At 61.1% G+C, this 15971-nt stretch carries 10 protein-coding genes and 1 tRNA gene; 5 read left to right on the top strand and 6 right to left on the bottom strand.

Translation table 11 applies throughout. The features are described from left to right. Positions 1–18 precede the first annotated feature (18 nt). Complete coding sequence (locus NJT13_RS18160; RefSeq protein WP_254523221.1) at positions 19–213, bottom strand: XapX domain-containing protein; 195 nt, start codon at positions 211–213, stop codon at positions 19–21. Positions 214–539: 326 nt separating this feature from the next. On the opposite strand from NJT13_RS18160, the gene NJT13_RS18165 reads away from it, so the two are divergent. Further along, positions 540–764, top strand: coding sequence for a phenylalanine--tRNA ligase subunit alpha (locus NJT13_RS18165; RefSeq protein ID WP_254523223.1), 225 nt, complete (start codon positions 540–542; stop codon positions 762–764). A gap of 141 nt (positions 765–905) precedes the next feature. Here NJT13_RS18165 and NJT13_RS18170 read toward each other — a convergent pair whose 3' ends face one another. The 3 genes from NJT13_RS18170 to NJT13_RS18180 all read right to left on the bottom strand — a co-directional run bounded on the left by NJT13_RS18170 (position 906) and on the right by NJT13_RS18180 (position 5410). Next, positions 906–3866: an FIST N-terminal domain-containing protein gene (locus tag NJT13_RS18170; RefSeq protein WP_254523225.1), complete on the bottom strand. Its 2961-nt coding sequence runs from the start codon at positions 3864–3866 to the stop codon at positions 906–908. Between the two features lie 183 nt (positions 3867–4049). Then, on the bottom strand, positions 4050–4865 hold the full coding sequence (locus NJT13_RS18175) for an HD domain-containing protein (RefSeq protein WP_254523226.1): 816 nt from the start codon (positions 4863–4865) through the stop codon (positions 4050–4052). Positions 4866–4930: 65 nt separating this feature from the next. Beyond that, complete coding sequence (locus NJT13_RS18180; protein WP_254523227.1) at positions 4931–5410, bottom strand: redoxin domain-containing protein; 480 nt, start codon at positions 5408–5410, stop codon at positions 4931–4933. A 382-nt stretch (positions 5411–5792) separates the two neighbouring features. Between NJT13_RS18180 and tatA the strand changes: the two genes are divergently transcribed. Next, positions 5793–6080, top strand: a complete 288-nt coding sequence (gene tatA, locus NJT13_RS18185) for a twin-arginine translocase TatA/TatE family subunit (RefSeq protein WP_254523228.1) — start codon at positions 5793–5795, stop codon at positions 6078–6080. A 110-nt stretch (positions 6081–6190) separates the two neighbouring features. Continuing rightward, positions 6191–6263, top strand: a tRNA-Arg gene (locus tag NJT13_RS18190). 248 nt (positions 6264–6511) lie between these two features. On the opposite strand, the gene NJT13_RS18195 is transcribed toward NJT13_RS18190, so the two are convergent. Continuing rightward, complete coding sequence (locus NJT13_RS18195; RefSeq protein ID WP_254523229.1) at positions 6512–7738, bottom strand: acyl-CoA dehydrogenase family protein; 1227 nt, start codon at positions 7736–7738, stop codon at positions 6512–6514. 229 nt (positions 7739–7967) lie between these two features. Beyond that, positions 7968–9587, bottom strand: a complete 1620-nt coding sequence (locus NJT13_RS18200; protein ID WP_254523230.1) for a long-chain fatty acid--CoA ligase — start codon at positions 9585–9587, stop codon at positions 7968–7970. Between the two features lie 541 nt (positions 9588–10128). On the opposite strand from NJT13_RS18200, the gene NJT13_RS18205 reads away from it, so the two are divergent. Both NJT13_RS18205 and NJT13_RS18210 read left to right on the top strand, forming a co-directional pair. Next, positions 10129–13905, top strand: a complete 3777-nt coding sequence (locus tag NJT13_RS18205) for a type II/IV secretion system ATPase subunit (protein WP_254523231.1) — start codon at positions 10129–10131, stop codon at positions 13903–13905. Continuing rightward, positions 13902–15971, top strand: a complete 2070-nt coding sequence (locus NJT13_RS18210) for a type II secretion system F family protein (protein WP_254523232.1) — start codon at positions 13902–13904, stop codon at positions 15969–15971. The genes NJT13_RS18205 and NJT13_RS18210 overlap by 4 nt, the downstream gene beginning before the upstream one ends.

The following is a 15971-nucleotide window of genomic DNA, read 5'->3' on the forward strand; positions in this document are numbered from 1 at the left end:
CCCTTCTCGCACGCCCCGTTACAGGCCGGCTATTTCGAGCAGATCCACGCCGATTCCCAGATAGTCGATCAGCTTATAGCCGACGTATATCCCGACGATTCCCACGACGCCGGGAAGTTCCGGTGGTGCAGGAATCGGAATCGCGAGATAGCGGAACAGTGCACCGGTGACGAGTCCGGTCAGGAGTGCGAGAACGGTGATGTGCATCGTCATTGCGTTTCCTCGTACTCGCCAGCGTGGCCACAAAAGCGATTCGCCTGAATTCAGGGTCCACAGTGCCTCTGAGAACCGTTAACACTGTGCCAGTGCGACGCTCTGCGCGACTCTCTCGCGGCGCGACGACGACGCCACATCGAACGCGGTCACTACGACAATCGCCTATATCTGGAATTTCCGCTCTGATGACTCTCTTCCGGCGTCGACGCATATTCGTCGATCGACGATTCGACTATCGACAATCGAGAAAGTCGACCCGGGCCCATTATTTCGACAATTGTTGAAGGAGACATTTATTATCGTCGAAAGTGATGGGATCGAGTATGACATCGACAGCGACGTCGGGTCTCGACGTATCGCTTCCGACGGAACTCGATTCCGACCGAGCGAAACTGGTGTACCTGTATCTCGCAGCGAGTAACGGTGCGACCGCCGAAGACCTCTGTACCGATCTCGCTGTCACGAAAGGCGCCGTCCTCTCGATCACGGGCACGCTGCGAGAACGGGGCTATCTCGAGCACACGGACGGACGATACGAACTCATTTGATCACTGACCGCTCTCGAGACGGAGACGAAGGGGAACGGCCGTCTCGGAACTGAGGCGGTAATCAGACGGTCCCGCGAACGTGTCCACCGACGGGCAGACCAGCGACGAGTCGCGACTGTGGGGGCGGCGCGATAGACCCCGCTACTTGGGAAGCAGCATGATGACGGACGTGGTGTTGTGGTACCCACTCATCTGGCCACGTTCCATGCAGAGTTCACCGTAGGTCTCGAACCCACTGAAGGGAACTCCCAACTCGTCGTCGATCGCACCGACGGCGTCGTCGAACTCGTCGCCGAGGATGATCGAACGACACGCGCAGTCGTAGACGAATCCACCGGCGACGTCACTGGATGCGTTTCGAACCGCGGCCCGTGCCGTGTCACGAGCGGACACGATCTGATCGTCCGGCGGACTGTGCATCACACGCAATACGATCCCTTCGGGGACGCCGACGGGGAAGTCGAGCGGCCCTTCTTTCGAAAGCGTCAGGCCGGGCCAGCGTATCTTGTACCCGTCGTCGATCGCCCCGGCCCCTTCTTCGATACCGAACTCGAACTCCGACAAGAGTCCGAGCAGTTCCTGGCTGTCCTCTTCGACGGCATCGAAGTTGACCGTTCGACCAGTCCCGGCGAGATACGATTCGACCGCTTCGCGCCAGGCTTCGAACGCGGGCCTTCCATCGAGTTCCATGACTCGGCCACCCTCGGATTTCGTCACCGTCATCGGCTCGGAGATCGGCGAGTGGCCGTGATCGACGGTGATCGTCACCGGCTCTTTCGAGGCCATGAGCGCGATGACGACGGAGTCGGTCGCGATCGTGTCGCCGCGGAAGACGTGCGTCGCGTTCATCAGCAGGTCGTCACCCGCCGACCCGCCAACGAAGCTCACATCGTGACCGAGGTTTCGCTGCGTGACGAGTGCGATTTGATCGCTGACTCCGGCCAACCCGTCGTGGAGGTTGATCGCCGAGAGATGTGGATACCCCTCGACCGACGACGGGAGATCCGCTACCGCTTGATTGACCGCATCCGCAGCCCCTTCGGAGACGTCGGTTCCGAGTCCCGTGAAAAATTTGATCGTGTCGCTGGCGACGAGCGAAACTGCGACGCTCCCGTCTAACACGGCCTGTTCGGTGAATTCTCCCGCGGACGACGCACCGATCAGCTTCGGCGAGGATCCGATCACGTCGCGGATTCCGGCCAGAACGGCCTCGTATTCGTACTCCGGCGAACAAAAGACCTGACAGAAGTCGACACGATCCGTTCCCAACGCCTCGTGCGCCCTCGACGCCGCTCGATGGCCCGCATCGAAACTATCGTCGTCGATCGCCATGCCGGTCTGGAACTGCGTCGGAAGCGCCCCGGCGTCGTCCGTGCTATCGAACGAGAACCGCTCGGATTCCATCGTCGCCGGTGACGGCGACTCGGGCGTTGACTCGGGTTCCGTTTCCCGCGTCGAGGACTCCCACTCGGACCCGGTCGAACCAGAAGTGCCCCAGGTCGAATCGGACCAGTTGGACGTCCCCGCGGGTTCCGATGGCGTCGGTTCCACCGACGTCGATTTCGACGAGGCCGGTTCCGATGACCGCGAATCTCCAGCAGTTGCGGTCGTGGCATCGGGACGGACGGCGGGCGACCTGCGCTCTAGCCCCGGCGGGTCCTGGCGTGCTTTGTACATCTCGAGCGTATCGTGCAACCAGTTCGCGTTTTGAGACAGTTGTTTGGCACCGTTCGAAACGTCCGTAAGCGCGGCCGTCTGTTCTTCGGCCGACGCGGTGACTTCTTCGGCTAACTCGGAGGTCTGCTCGCTGATCGTCGTCGTTTCGTCGACGAGAGCGACCACCTCCTGCGTCGACTTGGCTTGCTGATCCGCTGCCGTGTGAATCTCCTGTACGCCGTGATTCGTCTCCGCCGCGTACTCCGCGATTTCGGCGAGCGCGTCGAGCGCGGTTTCGATCGAGTCGGTATGTTCCGCAATTCGTTCTTCCGTCTCTCGAACGGTATTCGTCGCGACTTCGGTCTGTTCGTGAATGTCGTCGATTCGCTTCTCGATGTCGTCGGCCGCCTCTTTGCTCTTTTCCGCGAGTTCTTTGACTTCCTTTGCGACAGCTGCGAACCCGCCTTTGTCCTGGGATGTATCGGTGCTGCGCGTTGCCTCGATGTTGGCGTTCAGCGCGAGCATGTTCGTCTCGTGAGCGACCTCGCTGATGAATTCGACCAGTTCGTCGATGGCTTCCATCTCCGCCCGGAGCGATTCGATGGCTTCGACCGCTTCCGTCGACCCGTCCTCCATTTGGTTCAACCCGTCGATCGCGGTCTGTGCAGCTCGTTGTCCTTCGCGTCCCGTCTCCGCTGTCCGCTCGGAGAGCGTCGCGACACCGTCGGAGAGGCTGGCGATCTCTTCGATGCTCGAGGAAAGGGTCCCCATTTCGTTCGTGACCGACTGGAGTTGTTCGGACTGAACCGTCGCACCGTGGGAGATTTCCTGGATCGTTTCGCCGATCTGATTGCTCGCTTCGCTCACCTCTTCGGTCCCCGATAACACTTCGTCGCTCGATGAGACGACGAGCGAGATGAAGTCTTTGAGGTGACGCATCGTCCCCTCGAGTTCGTCCATCATCTCGTTGAAATCGTCGGCGATGTCCAGTGACGACTCCTCGTCTGTTTCGATCCGATGCGCGAGTTGGCCGGCAGCAACGAGTTGCATCGCTTCCCGAAACCGTTCGGTATGGTTCTCGATCTGTTCCTTCTCTCGCTTCACACGCTGCAGTTTCGCCTCCAGGTCGTCTACCTCCTGGCGCTGCTTGCGTATCTCGTCGATCCGTTCTTTGATGACGAGGTCGACCTCTCGAATGTCACCGGTCGCTACCGCAGAATCGGGCTCTCCGATCGCCGTCTCGATATTCGCAATCACTTCGTCGTGTGTCCGATCGACGCGAGAGCCCAGCACGTACCCCGTCACGGTGACGAGAATCACGCCGCCGACCAGTCCGGGAAAACCGGCCGCGTTGCCGGCTACGGCCATGATGACTGCTGCTCCGAAGACGACGGCGCCGAACCGTATCGAGTAGTTCGACCCGTCTTCTCGTAGACTAACGCCCATAATATTACGCATACGGAAACAGTATAAGAAATTGGTGTATTGACCGAAAACGCTCAAGTACGATTTCATAACTGCGAATATGTTTGTTAGAACGAGTAAAAATCGGAGTTTGCCGCGTCGAGATCGAACGCGACAGACGACACGTGACCGCCGGTCGAGGTCGACGACTGTTCGGACCCTCGACTACAGTTCGATGCGCTCGACGAGTTGTTCTCGATTCTCGTTCGTGTTGACTGCGACGATTCGAATCTGGTCTTCGAGGCCGGAGTCTTTCAGTTTCGCTTTCAACAGGTTATCGACCTGATAGACTCCTGCGGCGTTAGTCATCTCGATTTCGACCATGACGGGCGTGGTATCGCCCCGCTGGAGCGAAACTCGGCTGATGGCCTGGCTCGAGAGGGTGTTGATGCCTCGCCCACCGTGTTCGTAGGGGATTCTGGAGCGGCCGTGTTCCATATCGAGTGCGTCGGCGACGCGGATCACGCCCGCTTCGGTCGTGAGGGGCGTTTCGGATCGGTGGTGACAGAGGATCGCGTGGAGGACCTCACCTTTCATCCGCACCGAATCGGCAACGCTGTAGTACTCGGGAAGAATCCGATCGAGGATATCACCCGCTAACGGGATCGAGTAGTAGGCGTGGCTGTCACGGTGGACGATGTGGCCAACGTCGTGGAGGGTCGCCGCGAGCGCGATGATGACCGATTCGTCCGATTCGTCCAACCCCTGCTGGCGCGCGCCGTTGAAATCGACGTTGCCGCCCTTGAGCAAGTTATAGAGACACAGCGCTCGATTACGGACGATCTCGATGTGTTTCGTCCCGTGGTCGTTGTACCGCATCCGGTCGACGGCGTTGACGTTCTGTGCCTCGAGATAGGCCGAGATCTCCTCGTCGGCGTCGACGAACTCGAGGACGGCGTTGAGCTTCTCGTCCGGAAAGTTGTGATCGTCGTCGGGGGAGTAGACGCGGCGGGGGTCCTCCTCGGCGGCGGAATCGGTCATGGGGATACATCGGTTGCGGACTAAAAAAACGCTGCGACGGGTGTCCCTCTACCCACCGTCAGTCGTCAGGACAGGTTCTCGACCGCTGCTTCGACGTCGTCGTAGTCGGGTTCGACGCCCGGATCGTCGCTGATCCACGAATAGGCGATCTGGCCGTCGCCGTCGACGACGAACACCGAACGCTTTGCCACGCCGTAGACGCCGAGATCGGCGAAATCCATCGGGATGCCGTACTCGTCGGTGATCTCCCTGTTGTAGTCGCTTATCAGTCCGAATTCGAGGCCGTTCTGCTCGCGGAACTCGTTGAGCGTAAACGGCGAGTCGCGGCTGACGCCGTAGACGGTCGCCTCGAGGTCGTTGAACGCTGCGAGGCGGTCCTGGAACGCGCACATTTCGGTCGTACAGACGCTGGTGAACGCGCCGGGGAAAAACGCGAGGACGATCGGCGACTCCGTTTCGAGTCGGTCCGAAAGCGAGAACTCCTCGATGTCGCCGTTTGCGAGCGGTGCGGTGAAGTCGGGTGCGGCGTCTCCGGTTGCAGCCATCGTCACCCCGTTGGGTGTAAACAGGAAAGATAGTTTCGTTCCCGGAACGGAGTGTGCTGCGTGCGTTCTTCGTCCGTCGCCGGTACGGCCGGAATCGCCGGTTCAGTTCCGCTCGGTTTCCGACCGGTGTCTCGAGTCCCCGGGTCACCACGACGGGAGTAGGGACGACCGGCGGGTCGGCGAACGGTGCGGCGACCCGCCCCTGTAAGGCTCGACGGATCTCGGTCGTACCACCAGCCCTGTAAGGTTCGACGAATCTCGGTCGTACCACCAGCCCTGTAAGGTTCGACGAATCTCGGTCGTACATGGACTATCGCGGCCGCATGCTTGCCTTTGTGGTCCAAAAAGGTTATAATTGCCAGCGGATAAGCCACGTATAGAGATGGTAGTCGAAATCGCACCGCTGTTCATTCCCGGCGGCATGGGGCCTCCGGAGCTCGCAATCATTCTCATCATCGCGATTCTACTCTTCGGGGCGAACAAGATCCCGAAGCTGGCACGATCGACTGGTGAGGCCATGGGCGAGTTCCAGAAGGGACGCGAGAAGGTCGAATCGGAACTCGAGGAGATGCGGGACGGTGGACAGACCGGCAACCAGCAGGACGAAGACTTCGTCGACACGGAACCGGTCACCGAAGAGGAGTCGACCCGAGAAACCAACGAATGGTGAGGCCATAGGCGGGTTCCGGAGGGGACGTGGGACGGTCGACTCTTCACTCGAGGCGATGCGGGACGGTGGACGGACCGTTCAGCGAAACCAACGAAGATACTCTTATACCGGGGCGTGTGGCCTAGCGGAGAGGGCAGGAGGTTCCTAACCTTCTGATCGTGGGTTCGAATCCCGCCACGCCCGTACAGCGAGCCACGCAGTGGCGAACGAACCGACACGGCGGGACTCGAATCAGGGAGCGAACACAGTGAGCGACCGTGGTTCGAATCCCGCCACGCCCGTTTTTGCGAGGAGCGGACGCGAGGAGCATGGGAACGAACTTCGAACCCGGCGAGTCGCAGCGCCGAGCGACGCGAGGCGACCGTCTCGAGGCGGGGTGTCCGCTCTCGTCCGAGCGCGAGGCTAGACGATCGTCCCTAGTCGGTCGTCCGTCACCGCCGATTCGGCTCGCCGAACCGGGTCAGTGGCTCGAGTTCCTCGGTGTCGACGTCCTCGAAGGCGGCGCGGGCGATGACCCGACGGTGGACCTCGTCGGCCCCGTCGACGATGCGAAATTGCCGAACCGATTCGTAGAAGTCCGAGAGCGGCAAGTCTTTCCCGATACCGTTCGCACCGCACGACTGGACGGCCAGGTCGACGGCGTCCTGTGTGACGGTCGCGGTAAACACCTTGCACATGGAGACGGGAATACGGGCCTCGTCTCCGGCGGCGATGCGGTCTGCAGCGTCTCGGATCGCGGTGCGGGCGACGTGAAGTTGCGTTTCTGCGTCGGCGATCCGGTGGCGCAGGGACTGTTTTTCCGAGAGCGGGGATCCGAACCCCTGTCGTTCGCTGAGGTACGCCTTCGCGATCTCGAGCGAGCGCTGGGCCATCCCCGAGTAGCGCATACAGTGGGTCAGCCGTGCGGGACCAAGGCGCTCCTGTGCGTGGACGAACCCCTGGTTCAATTCCCCGAGCAGGTGTTCTTCGGGGACGCGGACGTTTTCGTACCGAATTTCGGCGTGTGACGCACCGCGATTGCCGCCACCCATGTGGGGGACGTCCCGCACGACCTCGACGCCGTCGGCGTCAGACGGCACGAGAAACAGTGAGCAGCCTTCGTACGGGTGAGCATCCTCGTCGGTCCGAGCGAGAACGATCAGGACGTCGGCCTCGACGCCCTGGGTCGTCCACCACTTGTGGCCGTCGATGACCCACTCGTCGCCGTCTTTCCGTGCCGTCGTCCGGATCATCTTCGGATCCGACCCGGCGCCCTGCATCGGCTCGGTCATCGAGAAGCCGGATTTGATATCGCCCGCGACGAGCGGCTCGAGGTAGGTTTCCTTTTGGATCTCGTCGCCGGCGAGTTCCAGAAGGTGCATGTTCCCTTCGTCCGGGGCGTCGACCCGCATCGCGACCTGCCCGAGCAGGCTTCGGCCCGCTTCTTCGAACGCCGGCAGGGAATCCCGGAAACTCAAGCCCATTCCGCCGTACTCTTCGGGTATCTGCGGGGCGTACACGTCGTACTCGCGGGCCGCCTCGCGGAGTTCCGCGACGGTGCCACTCGAGACGGCCATCCCCCCGGCTCGTTCGCGTTCGACCGGCAGCACGACCTCCTCCATCAACGCGGTGGCACGCTCGGCGACCTCGCGAGCCCGTTCACTGTCATTATATCGCATACTCTGAGTAGCTCGAAGACCTCCCTAAGAGTACAGGGAATCTCCATTCGATAGCAACTAGCCCAACATTTTTATCTCACTTCGGTTCGACGCCGAACCTGATCGAGGCACGTCTCGAGGAGCGAGAGTCGGCGAGTAGACGGTGCGACGATCACGCGGTCGGGACCGCGTTCCCCACAGAACACGATGGAACGACGGTCTCGGATTCGATACCGCTTCGATCCCGCTCCTACCGATCCGCCGCTTCGGCGTCGTCGACGTCGAGTTCGTCGCGCAGGCTCTGCTTGTCGAACTTCCCGGTCGCGGTCTTGGGTATCCGCTCGACGGTGCGGATCTCGTCGGGGAGCCACCAGTCCGGCTGATCGAGCGTTTCCTGGAGGTGGGATCGCAGCTGGTTTTCGTCGGGGTCGCTCTCGTCGGCGGTCACGACGGTCGCGAGCGGCCGTTCCTGCCACTTCTCGTGGGGAACGCCGATCACCGCCGCTTCGACGACGTCCGGGTTCGCCATCAGGGCGTTCTCGAGTGCGATCGACGAGATCCACTCGCCGCCGCTCTTGATGACGTCTTTCGCCCGGTCGACGATTTCGACGTATCCGTCTGTATCGACCGTGACGATGTCGCCGGTCTTGAGCCACCCGCCCTCGAAATCCTCCTCGGTGGCCCGTGGCCGGTTATAGTACTCCGTGATGACCGACGGCCCGCGGACCCACAGTTCGCCGGCGGCTTCGCCGTCCCAGGCGACGTCTTCGCCATCGTCGTCGACGACGCGCATCTCGAGGCCGGGCGAGAGCAGTCCCTGTTTGCGTCGCTTTTCGTACGTCTGACTGCGGTCCAGATCGTCCATCCGTGCCTTCGGACGGGACACCGAACCGATACTCATCGTCTCGGTCATTCCCCACGCGTGTTCGACGGTGACGTCGAACTCGTCTTCGTAGCGGCGCATCATCTCCTCGGGCGCGGCGCTGCCGCCGACGACGATTCGTTCCAGGCTCGAGAGGTCGCCACCGTGTTCGTCGACGTGTTCGAGCAGGTTGATCCAGACGGTCGGGACGCCGGCGGTCATCGTCACCCCCTCTCGCTCGATCAGTTCGAGCAGGTCGGCTGCGGTGGGCGACGGACCGGGGTAGACCTGGGTCGCCCCGGCCATCGTGGCGGCGTAGGGAAACTCCCAGGAGTTGACGTGGAACATCGGCACGACGGGCATGACGACGTCGCGTTCGCTGATGTCGAGTCCAGCGGGCGTCATCACCATCATCGCGTGGGCGTAGATCATCTTGTGGGTGTACTCGACGCCCTTCGGTCGGCCCGTGGTTCCCGACGTGTAGCACATTCCGGCTGGGAAGTCCTCCTCAAGGTCGGGCATCTCCTCGTCCGCGATCGGATCGGCCTCGGCGATCAGCTCCTCGTAGGCGACGGCATCGATGTCGGTCTCCGGGACCGTCTCGTCCATGACGACGACCTGCTCGACGGGGAGATCCGACCAGAGTCGTTCGATCGTTTCGAACGGCTCTCCGGGGTCGACGAAGAGGATGTCGTCGGCCGCATCCTCGACGATGAAGACGATGTCGTCGTCGCCCAATTGAACGTTGATCGTGTGCAACTGGGCGCCGGAAAGCGGCGCGGCGTAGTACGTCTCGAGGTGTCGGTGGTGATTCCAGCCGAACGTTCCGATTCGATCCCCGTGACCGAACCCGCGGTCCGCGAGTGCGGCGAGTAGCGATCGGACTCGCGCTCCGAACTCGCCGTAGGAGGTGTCGACGATTCCGTCGCGGGTCCGAGAGATCAACCGCGTCTCCGGGAAGAGATTCGTCGGTCGCCAGAAAAACGGCCGGATCGTCAGGTCCGTCATCGACGCTCACCACCAGTCGCACTACTCAAATTACGCCACCTCCCGGGACATGACGTCGAGTTCTCGAGTCGGTCGATGTGGCTCAGACGCCCCCCCTGGAACCGTCGAACGGAGTCAGTCGGACTACTCATCACACTGCAATCAGGGGAAAGATCAGATATAAGCGTGATGTATATATTCGGAGAGGAATCGTGCTGAGTTACGCTCCTTGGAACTGAATACGGTACCCTGGCTGCGGACCGAGGGGCCGAAATCATAACACAAAAACCATTGAATTACAGACGTGTGTGACACCGAGATAGTCGTCCCTAAGAGACGGAGAGCGCCTTGATCCTCTCGTGATCGGTTTTCGCTCGCGGCCGTTCGTTGCCGTCGAAGATATCTCAGACTCGAGAATATCGCCATTCGCGCCGTGCGGACTCAGCCGTCCGTTCGTGCTACCCGAAATAGTGGCGGAATCGGTAGAGCCTCCGGATCATCTGGATTATCAGCAATGGTAATTGGTGGATTGTTTATTTACGATTGGGAGGGAATGGATATAATGGCTGTTGACGAGACCAACCAGTCGGACGCCGAGGACCTTTCTGAGGGTGATGATTCCGACCCTATGTGGGAGGGTGAACGATCCCACGAGTCGGGTCCGGTATCGAATTCGACCGTCCGGGTCGGCGAATACACGTGGGAGGTGTTCATGTCCGAGTACGGGTACGCCGACGAGATTTCCGTCCTCTATCCGGACGAGGCAGACGATCAGCTCGGACTCGATACGAACGAGGGGCGTTCGAAGGGGCCGAGCGGAGACGACTGGGACCGAGTCGACTTCGATCCGACGGCGTACCTCGGTCACCAGCCGGACGACGTAGCCAACACTCTGCTCCCGGTAGCCGGCGACGCTGCTGACGCGCTCTGGAACCGGTTCGCAGAGTACGTCGACCCGGAGACGACGTCAGTCGTCAAAGACACCTGGTCGTGGGAACACTATAAGTGGGAATACTATTACGAAGCCAACGGGAGTTGCCCTCGCGACTCCAACGGCGATATCGTCCATCACGACGAGAAAGACGCACTCGGTTTCGACCCCGACACGCTCGAGGGACGACTCGCAGCCGGCAACGACGCCGCACTGGAACTCGACGACGTCGTCGAGGAACGAACCGTCAATGTACGGGAAGAGATAGACGAAGACGAGTTCTTCTCGACTGCGGCGGGCAACACGACTGTCGCCAACCGGTACGACCTCGAGAAGACGGTCCCGTTCGAGAAAAAGACTCACTTCCGTGAGGTCGAGCGCTACTGGGTGAACAAACCCTATGCTTACGTCGTCATTTTCCATTCGGAGAAGGAAAACGAGAAGAAGTACTGCATGGTCGAGCCGTACCAGAACGAGATCGAACTGGAGCTTCAGGAGTTCCTCTCGGGAAAACTTCGGACGGCGATCAAGTACTCCGAGGACGGCATCAAAGAGAAGGCGACCGAGGACGGCCGCCGGACGGTCATCGAAGACGAAACTCGACGATTGCTGAAACGGTACGACCTCTTCGAGGCGACGTCGGACGCAGCCTCGAAAGGAATCCTCGAGACGCTTCGGGGGCTGTTCGATGACGACACGGACGTCGATATCGAAACCGCCGGCCCGAGCCAACTCGAGGGGATCGAAGTGCGCCCGGAACCGGTCATCATCGCGGAGGATCCGGACACGCTAAACGAATACCAGGTCGAAAAACTACTCTACCTTCTTAAACGTGACTTCATCGGCTACGAGCGCATCGACGGCATCAAACACGACATCAACGTCGAGGACATTTCCGTCGACGGCTACAATTCACCGGTCTTCGTCTATCACTCCGAGTACGAACAGATTATTTCGAACATCTTCCACGGCGAGGCCGAACTCGACGATTTCGTCGTCAAACTCGCCCAGCGCTCGGGCAAAGGGATAAGCAAACGACTCCCGCAGGTCGACGCGACGCTCCCCGACGGGTCGCGTGCCCAGCTCACGCTCGGCAAAGAAGTGTCCGACCACGGGACGAATTATACCATCCGCCAGTTCAAAGACGTCCCCTTCACTCCGGTCGACCTGATCAACTGGAACACGTTCAGCCTATACGAGATGGCGCTCCTCTGGCTCGCCATCGAGAACCACAAGAGCCTGATTTTCGCCGGCGGGACCGCGTCCGGGAAGACGACGTCACTGAACGCCGTCTCGCTGTTTATCCCCTCGAGTGCGAAGATCGTCTCGATCGAGGATACCCGCGAAGTCGAACTCCCCCAGCGAAACTGGATCGCCAGCGTTACTCGCCCCTCGTTCGCCGACGACGAACAGGGCGACGTCGACGAATTCGACTTGCTCGAGGCCGCACTCCGGCAGCGGCCCGACTACATCGTCATGGGCGAGATCCGCGGTGAGGAAGGACGGACGCTGTTCCAGGTCATGTCGACCGGTCACACGACCTACACGACGTTCCACGCCGACTCCGTCGACGAAGTCCTGAAACGGTTCACGACGGACCCGATCAACGTCTCGAAGACGATGTTCACGGCGCTGGACCTGGTTTCCATCCAGACCCAGACGCGGGTACAAGGCCAGAAGGTCCGCCGGAACAAGTCCCTGACCGAAATCAACCACTACGAGGCCGAACACGACGAGATCAACGTCCAGGACGTCTACCAGTGGCAAGCGGAGACCGACGAGTACCTCAAGATGGGGGATTCGAATACCCTCGATGAGATCCAGTTCGATCGCGGCTGGAGTAACGAGAAACTCGAGGACGAACTGTTCAAGCGGGAAGTCATTCTCGCGTACCTCATCAAGAACGATCTCAACACGTACGCACAGGTCGCGGCGACGGTCCAGGCATTTATCAACGATCCCGATACGATCCTGACGCTCATCGCGAACGGCCAACTCGAAGACAGCCTCGAGGATCTCCGCGAGATGGAGAGCGTTCTGATCGACGTCGATCAGGAAAAAGAGGAACTCGTGCCGCGTCCCGAGGCGACCAGCGAGACGTACAACCTCTCGATGGACCTCCTCGAGCGCGCGGAGGAGTCGTTGTTCGAGGAGTACCGAGGCAAGATCCCGAGCGGCCTCGCGAGCGCCCTTGGCGACGTCGAAGCCGAGAGTACGATCGAGGTCGGCCGCACCGACACGGACGAGTTCGACTTCGGCGGTGACATCGACGACGGGGTCGACGAGGACGAGTGGGAACTCGGTGACGGCTCGACCGACTTCGCCGACGACGGCGACGATCCGGCCTGGCTCGACGACGATACCGGGTTCGATATCGGCGGACCCGACAGTGGTGGAATTGGCACTGCGGACGCGTCAGCCGTCGGGGACGCCGGTGGGGGGACTGCCGGCGGTGCCGACGCGGCGATGGCGGACTCGGCCCCGGATGGCGAGACGTCGATGGTGGCCGTGGACGTGGATGCTGGGACGGCGGCTAGCGGGAGCGCGGTTTCGGGAGACGATCGCCCGCCGTCGTCGAGTCAGACCCCTGAGTCGACCGGGAACGGAGCGGGACAGACCGCGGAACCGACAGCCGACGAGTCGCGGGTATTCCCGTCGGACGACGCGGGGGACGGCGACCTCGGTGGGTTGTTCGACGACATGGGGGAGACGATCGAAGAACTCGACGACCCGGCTAGCCCCGGACAGACGGACGACGACGTCGTCGGTGCGGCGATGAACCACCAGCCGGATACGTCGGGATTCGACGCCATGTTCCCGGATGGCGATCTCGATTCGATCTTCGACCCGGAGTCGTCCGAGACCGAATCGTCGACCGATTCGGGCGAGCAATTCGGTGCGGCGTCGGTGGGCGAGGAGGACGCTCCGCCGGCGGAGCCGGCCGACGATTCCGACGCGGAACCTGTCGAGAAGGAGCCGCCGACGATCGACATCGACGAGACCGCCGGGGACCCGCCGGACGACGACGATTCCGACCACGAACGGGCGCCCGATCGAGCGTCAGAGACGAACGGCACGCCGGAATCCGACCGCGACTCAGGACGGGGCGCGGACACGTCGGCCGACGACTCCGCGGCGGACGATTCGGAAGCCCCCGGGTCGCCGACAGACGACCCTGGGGCCGACGGCCCAGATTCGATATTCGGCGAGTCGTCGTCGGTTTTCAGCGACGACGAAGACGCAGGCGACGACGGCGGATCCCTGTTCGACGGTCGCGACTCGAGCGACGACGAGGACTCGATATTCAGAGGTGGTGACGATGGTCCCGATAGAACCGACCGCGGAACCTTCGACGCAGACGAGGGTGACGACGACGGTGACGAGAACGACGGGGAAACCGACACATGAGTCTCCAGACGGACAGCAGTGGCGGCTCGGGTATGTCGGCCAGTTCCGACGCGCTCGGTGATCGATTCTATCCGCTGTACGATCGGCTATTCGGGGAGGACAGCGAGTTCGTCGGCGACGTCGAGACGAAACTCGCCCAGGCCCGGATGACCGACACGGTCGAACTGTACCTCTCTCGAGCACTCGGAATCGGGTTCATAAGCGGCCTGAGCCTCTGGTTGATCGGGCTGATGCTCGGGTACGGCATTTTCGCGATCGGTCTCCTCTCGAACGAGGCACTCATCGGCATTCCGGTCGGTCACGGACTCCTCCTCGAGATCATCGAACTGCTACGCGTGCCGGCCGTGGTCCTCTTTACCGGTCTCCTGTTCGGGACGCTCGGTTTCGCGATGGGGTTCGGATCGATGGTCGCGATCCCCTACTCGCGGGCGTCCGCTCGGAAGCGAGAGATCAACATGTTGTTGACCGACGCGGTTTCGTTTATGTACGCGCTGTCGGTCGGCGGCCTGAACCAACTCGAGATCATCGAGGCGATGGCCCAGGCCGACGACACCTACGGGGAGGTCGCAAACGAGTTCCAGAGCATCGTCAAAGAGACCGAGTACTTCGACATCGATTACCGGACGGCCATTCGAAAACAGGCCCTCGAAACGCCGAGCAACGACCTCTCACAGTTCTTGACGGACATGCTCTCGATCGTCAACAGCGGCGGTGACATGGAGAGCTTCCTCGAGGACAAGAAAGAAAAGCACATGCGCACCGCAAAGCAGGAACAGGAACTCACGCTCGAGACGCTCGAGTTGTTCGGCGAGATGTATATGACGCTGTCGCTGTTCCCGTTACTGCTGATCATCATCATGGTCATCATGCAAATGGTCCCGAACGCGGACGTGACCAACGAAATGCTCTACATGACCGTGTATGGTCTGATCCCGCTGGTCGGGGTCGGTTTTATCGTCCTCGTCTCGACGGTCAAACACGACGAACCGGGCGACGGGTACCTGTCGATGGGGAACTCGGAACAGCGCACGGAAACCGGTCAGGAGGGCGGATTGTTGAGCCTCGGACTCGTCGAGCAGTTCACCGGTCACTACAGCGTCTTCGACCGGATCAAGAACCGGGAAGGCACGCACGAGACGATGGAGGTCCTGACGAAGCCACATATATTCTTCCGGGACTACCCGATGGTCACCCTCGCACTGACCGTCCCCATCGCACTGGTGATCGTGGTGACGGCGATGGTCACTGGGGCGGCACCGACGTCCTGGAGTCAACTCCTCGATCGGCCGATCTGGGGGACGTTCCTCTACGTATACCTCCCGTTCTTTGTTACGGCGATTCCGCTATCGATTTTCCGCGAGTGGAACGTTCGCCACCGCAATTCCGTCGTCAACAAACTCTCGGAGGACCTGCGGAAGCTTTCCAGTTCGAACGATACCGGGCTGACGCTGCTCGAGTCGCTCAAGTCGGTTTCCGATACGACGAGCGGGAAACTGGCCCGGGAGTTCGAGATGATGCACACGAAGGTCAACTACGGAATGAGCCTGAAGGAGGCACTCATCGAGTTCAACAACAAGTACCATATCCCCCGGCTGGCGCGAACGACGCGCCTGATAACGGAGGCCCAGGAGGCGTCGAATCAGATTTCGGACGTTCTCCGAACGGCGGCGCGTGCCAGCGAGAACCACGACGATATCGAACGCGAACGGAAATCCCGGACCCGGATGCAGATCGTTATTATCATCATGACCTTCATGACGGTGCTCGCTGTCATCGCGATCCTCAAGACACAGTTCATCGACACCATGGCCGGCCTCAACGCCGGCGGGAGTGGTGCCGAAGCGAGTTCGGGGGCCGCAAGCGCGAGCGGGATGGGCCAGGCGAACTTGAGCGAGAACATCGACGTCGAGATGTTGTCGGTGCTGTTCTTCCATGCGGTGACGCTGCAGGCGATCATCTCCGGGTTTATCTGCGGCTACATCCGAGATGCCGACCTGCTGAGCGGGTTGAAGTACACGATCGCACTCACGTCGATCGCCCTCATCGGCTGGACGCTGGTGGCCTAA

The organism is Natrinema caseinilyticum (assembly GCF_024227435.1).
GTDB lineage: Archaea > Halobacteriota > Halobacteria > Halobacteriales > Natrialbaceae > Natrinema > Natrinema caseinilyticum.

What these genes read in the sequence shown, in the direction of transcription:
- NJT13_RS18160 (WP_254523221.1), bottom strand. Translation starts at nt 213, where the DNA reads ATGACGATGCACATCACCGTTCTCGCACTCCTGACCGGACTCGTCACC.
- NJT13_RS18165 (WP_254523223.1), top strand. Translation starts at nt 540, where the DNA reads ATGACATCGACAGCGACGTCGGGTCTCGACGTATCGCTTCCGACGGAA.
- NJT13_RS18170 (WP_254523225.1), bottom strand. Translation starts at nt 3,866, where the DNA reads ATGGGCGTTAGTCTACGAGAAGACGGGTCGAACTACTCGATACGGTTC.
- NJT13_RS18175 (WP_254523226.1), bottom strand. Translation starts at nt 4,865, where the DNA reads ATGACCGATTCCGCCGCCGAGGAGGACCCCCGCCGCGTCTACTCCCCC.
- NJT13_RS18180 (WP_254523227.1), bottom strand. Translation starts at nt 5,410, where the DNA reads ATGGCTGCAACCGGAGACGCCGCACCCGACTTCACCGCACCGCTCGCA.
- tatA (WP_254523228.1), top strand. Translation starts at nt 5,793, where the DNA reads ATGGTAGTCGAAATCGCACCGCTGTTCATTCCCGGCGGCATGGGGCCT.
- NJT13_RS18195 (WP_254523229.1), bottom strand. Translation starts at nt 7,738, where the DNA reads ATGCGATATAATGACAGTGAACGGGCTCGCGAGGTCGCCGAGCGTGCC.
- NJT13_RS18200 (WP_254523230.1), bottom strand. Translation starts at nt 9,587, where the DNA reads ATGACGGACCTGACGATCCGGCCGTTTTTCTGGCGACCGACGAATCTC.
- NJT13_RS18205 (WP_254523231.1), top strand. Translation starts at nt 10,129, where the DNA reads ATGGCTGTTGACGAGACCAACCAGTCGGACGCCGAGGACCTTTCTGAG.
- NJT13_RS18210 (WP_254523232.1), top strand. Translation starts at nt 13,902, where the DNA reads ATGAGTCTCCAGACGGACAGCAGTGGCGGCTCGGGTATGTCGGCCAGT.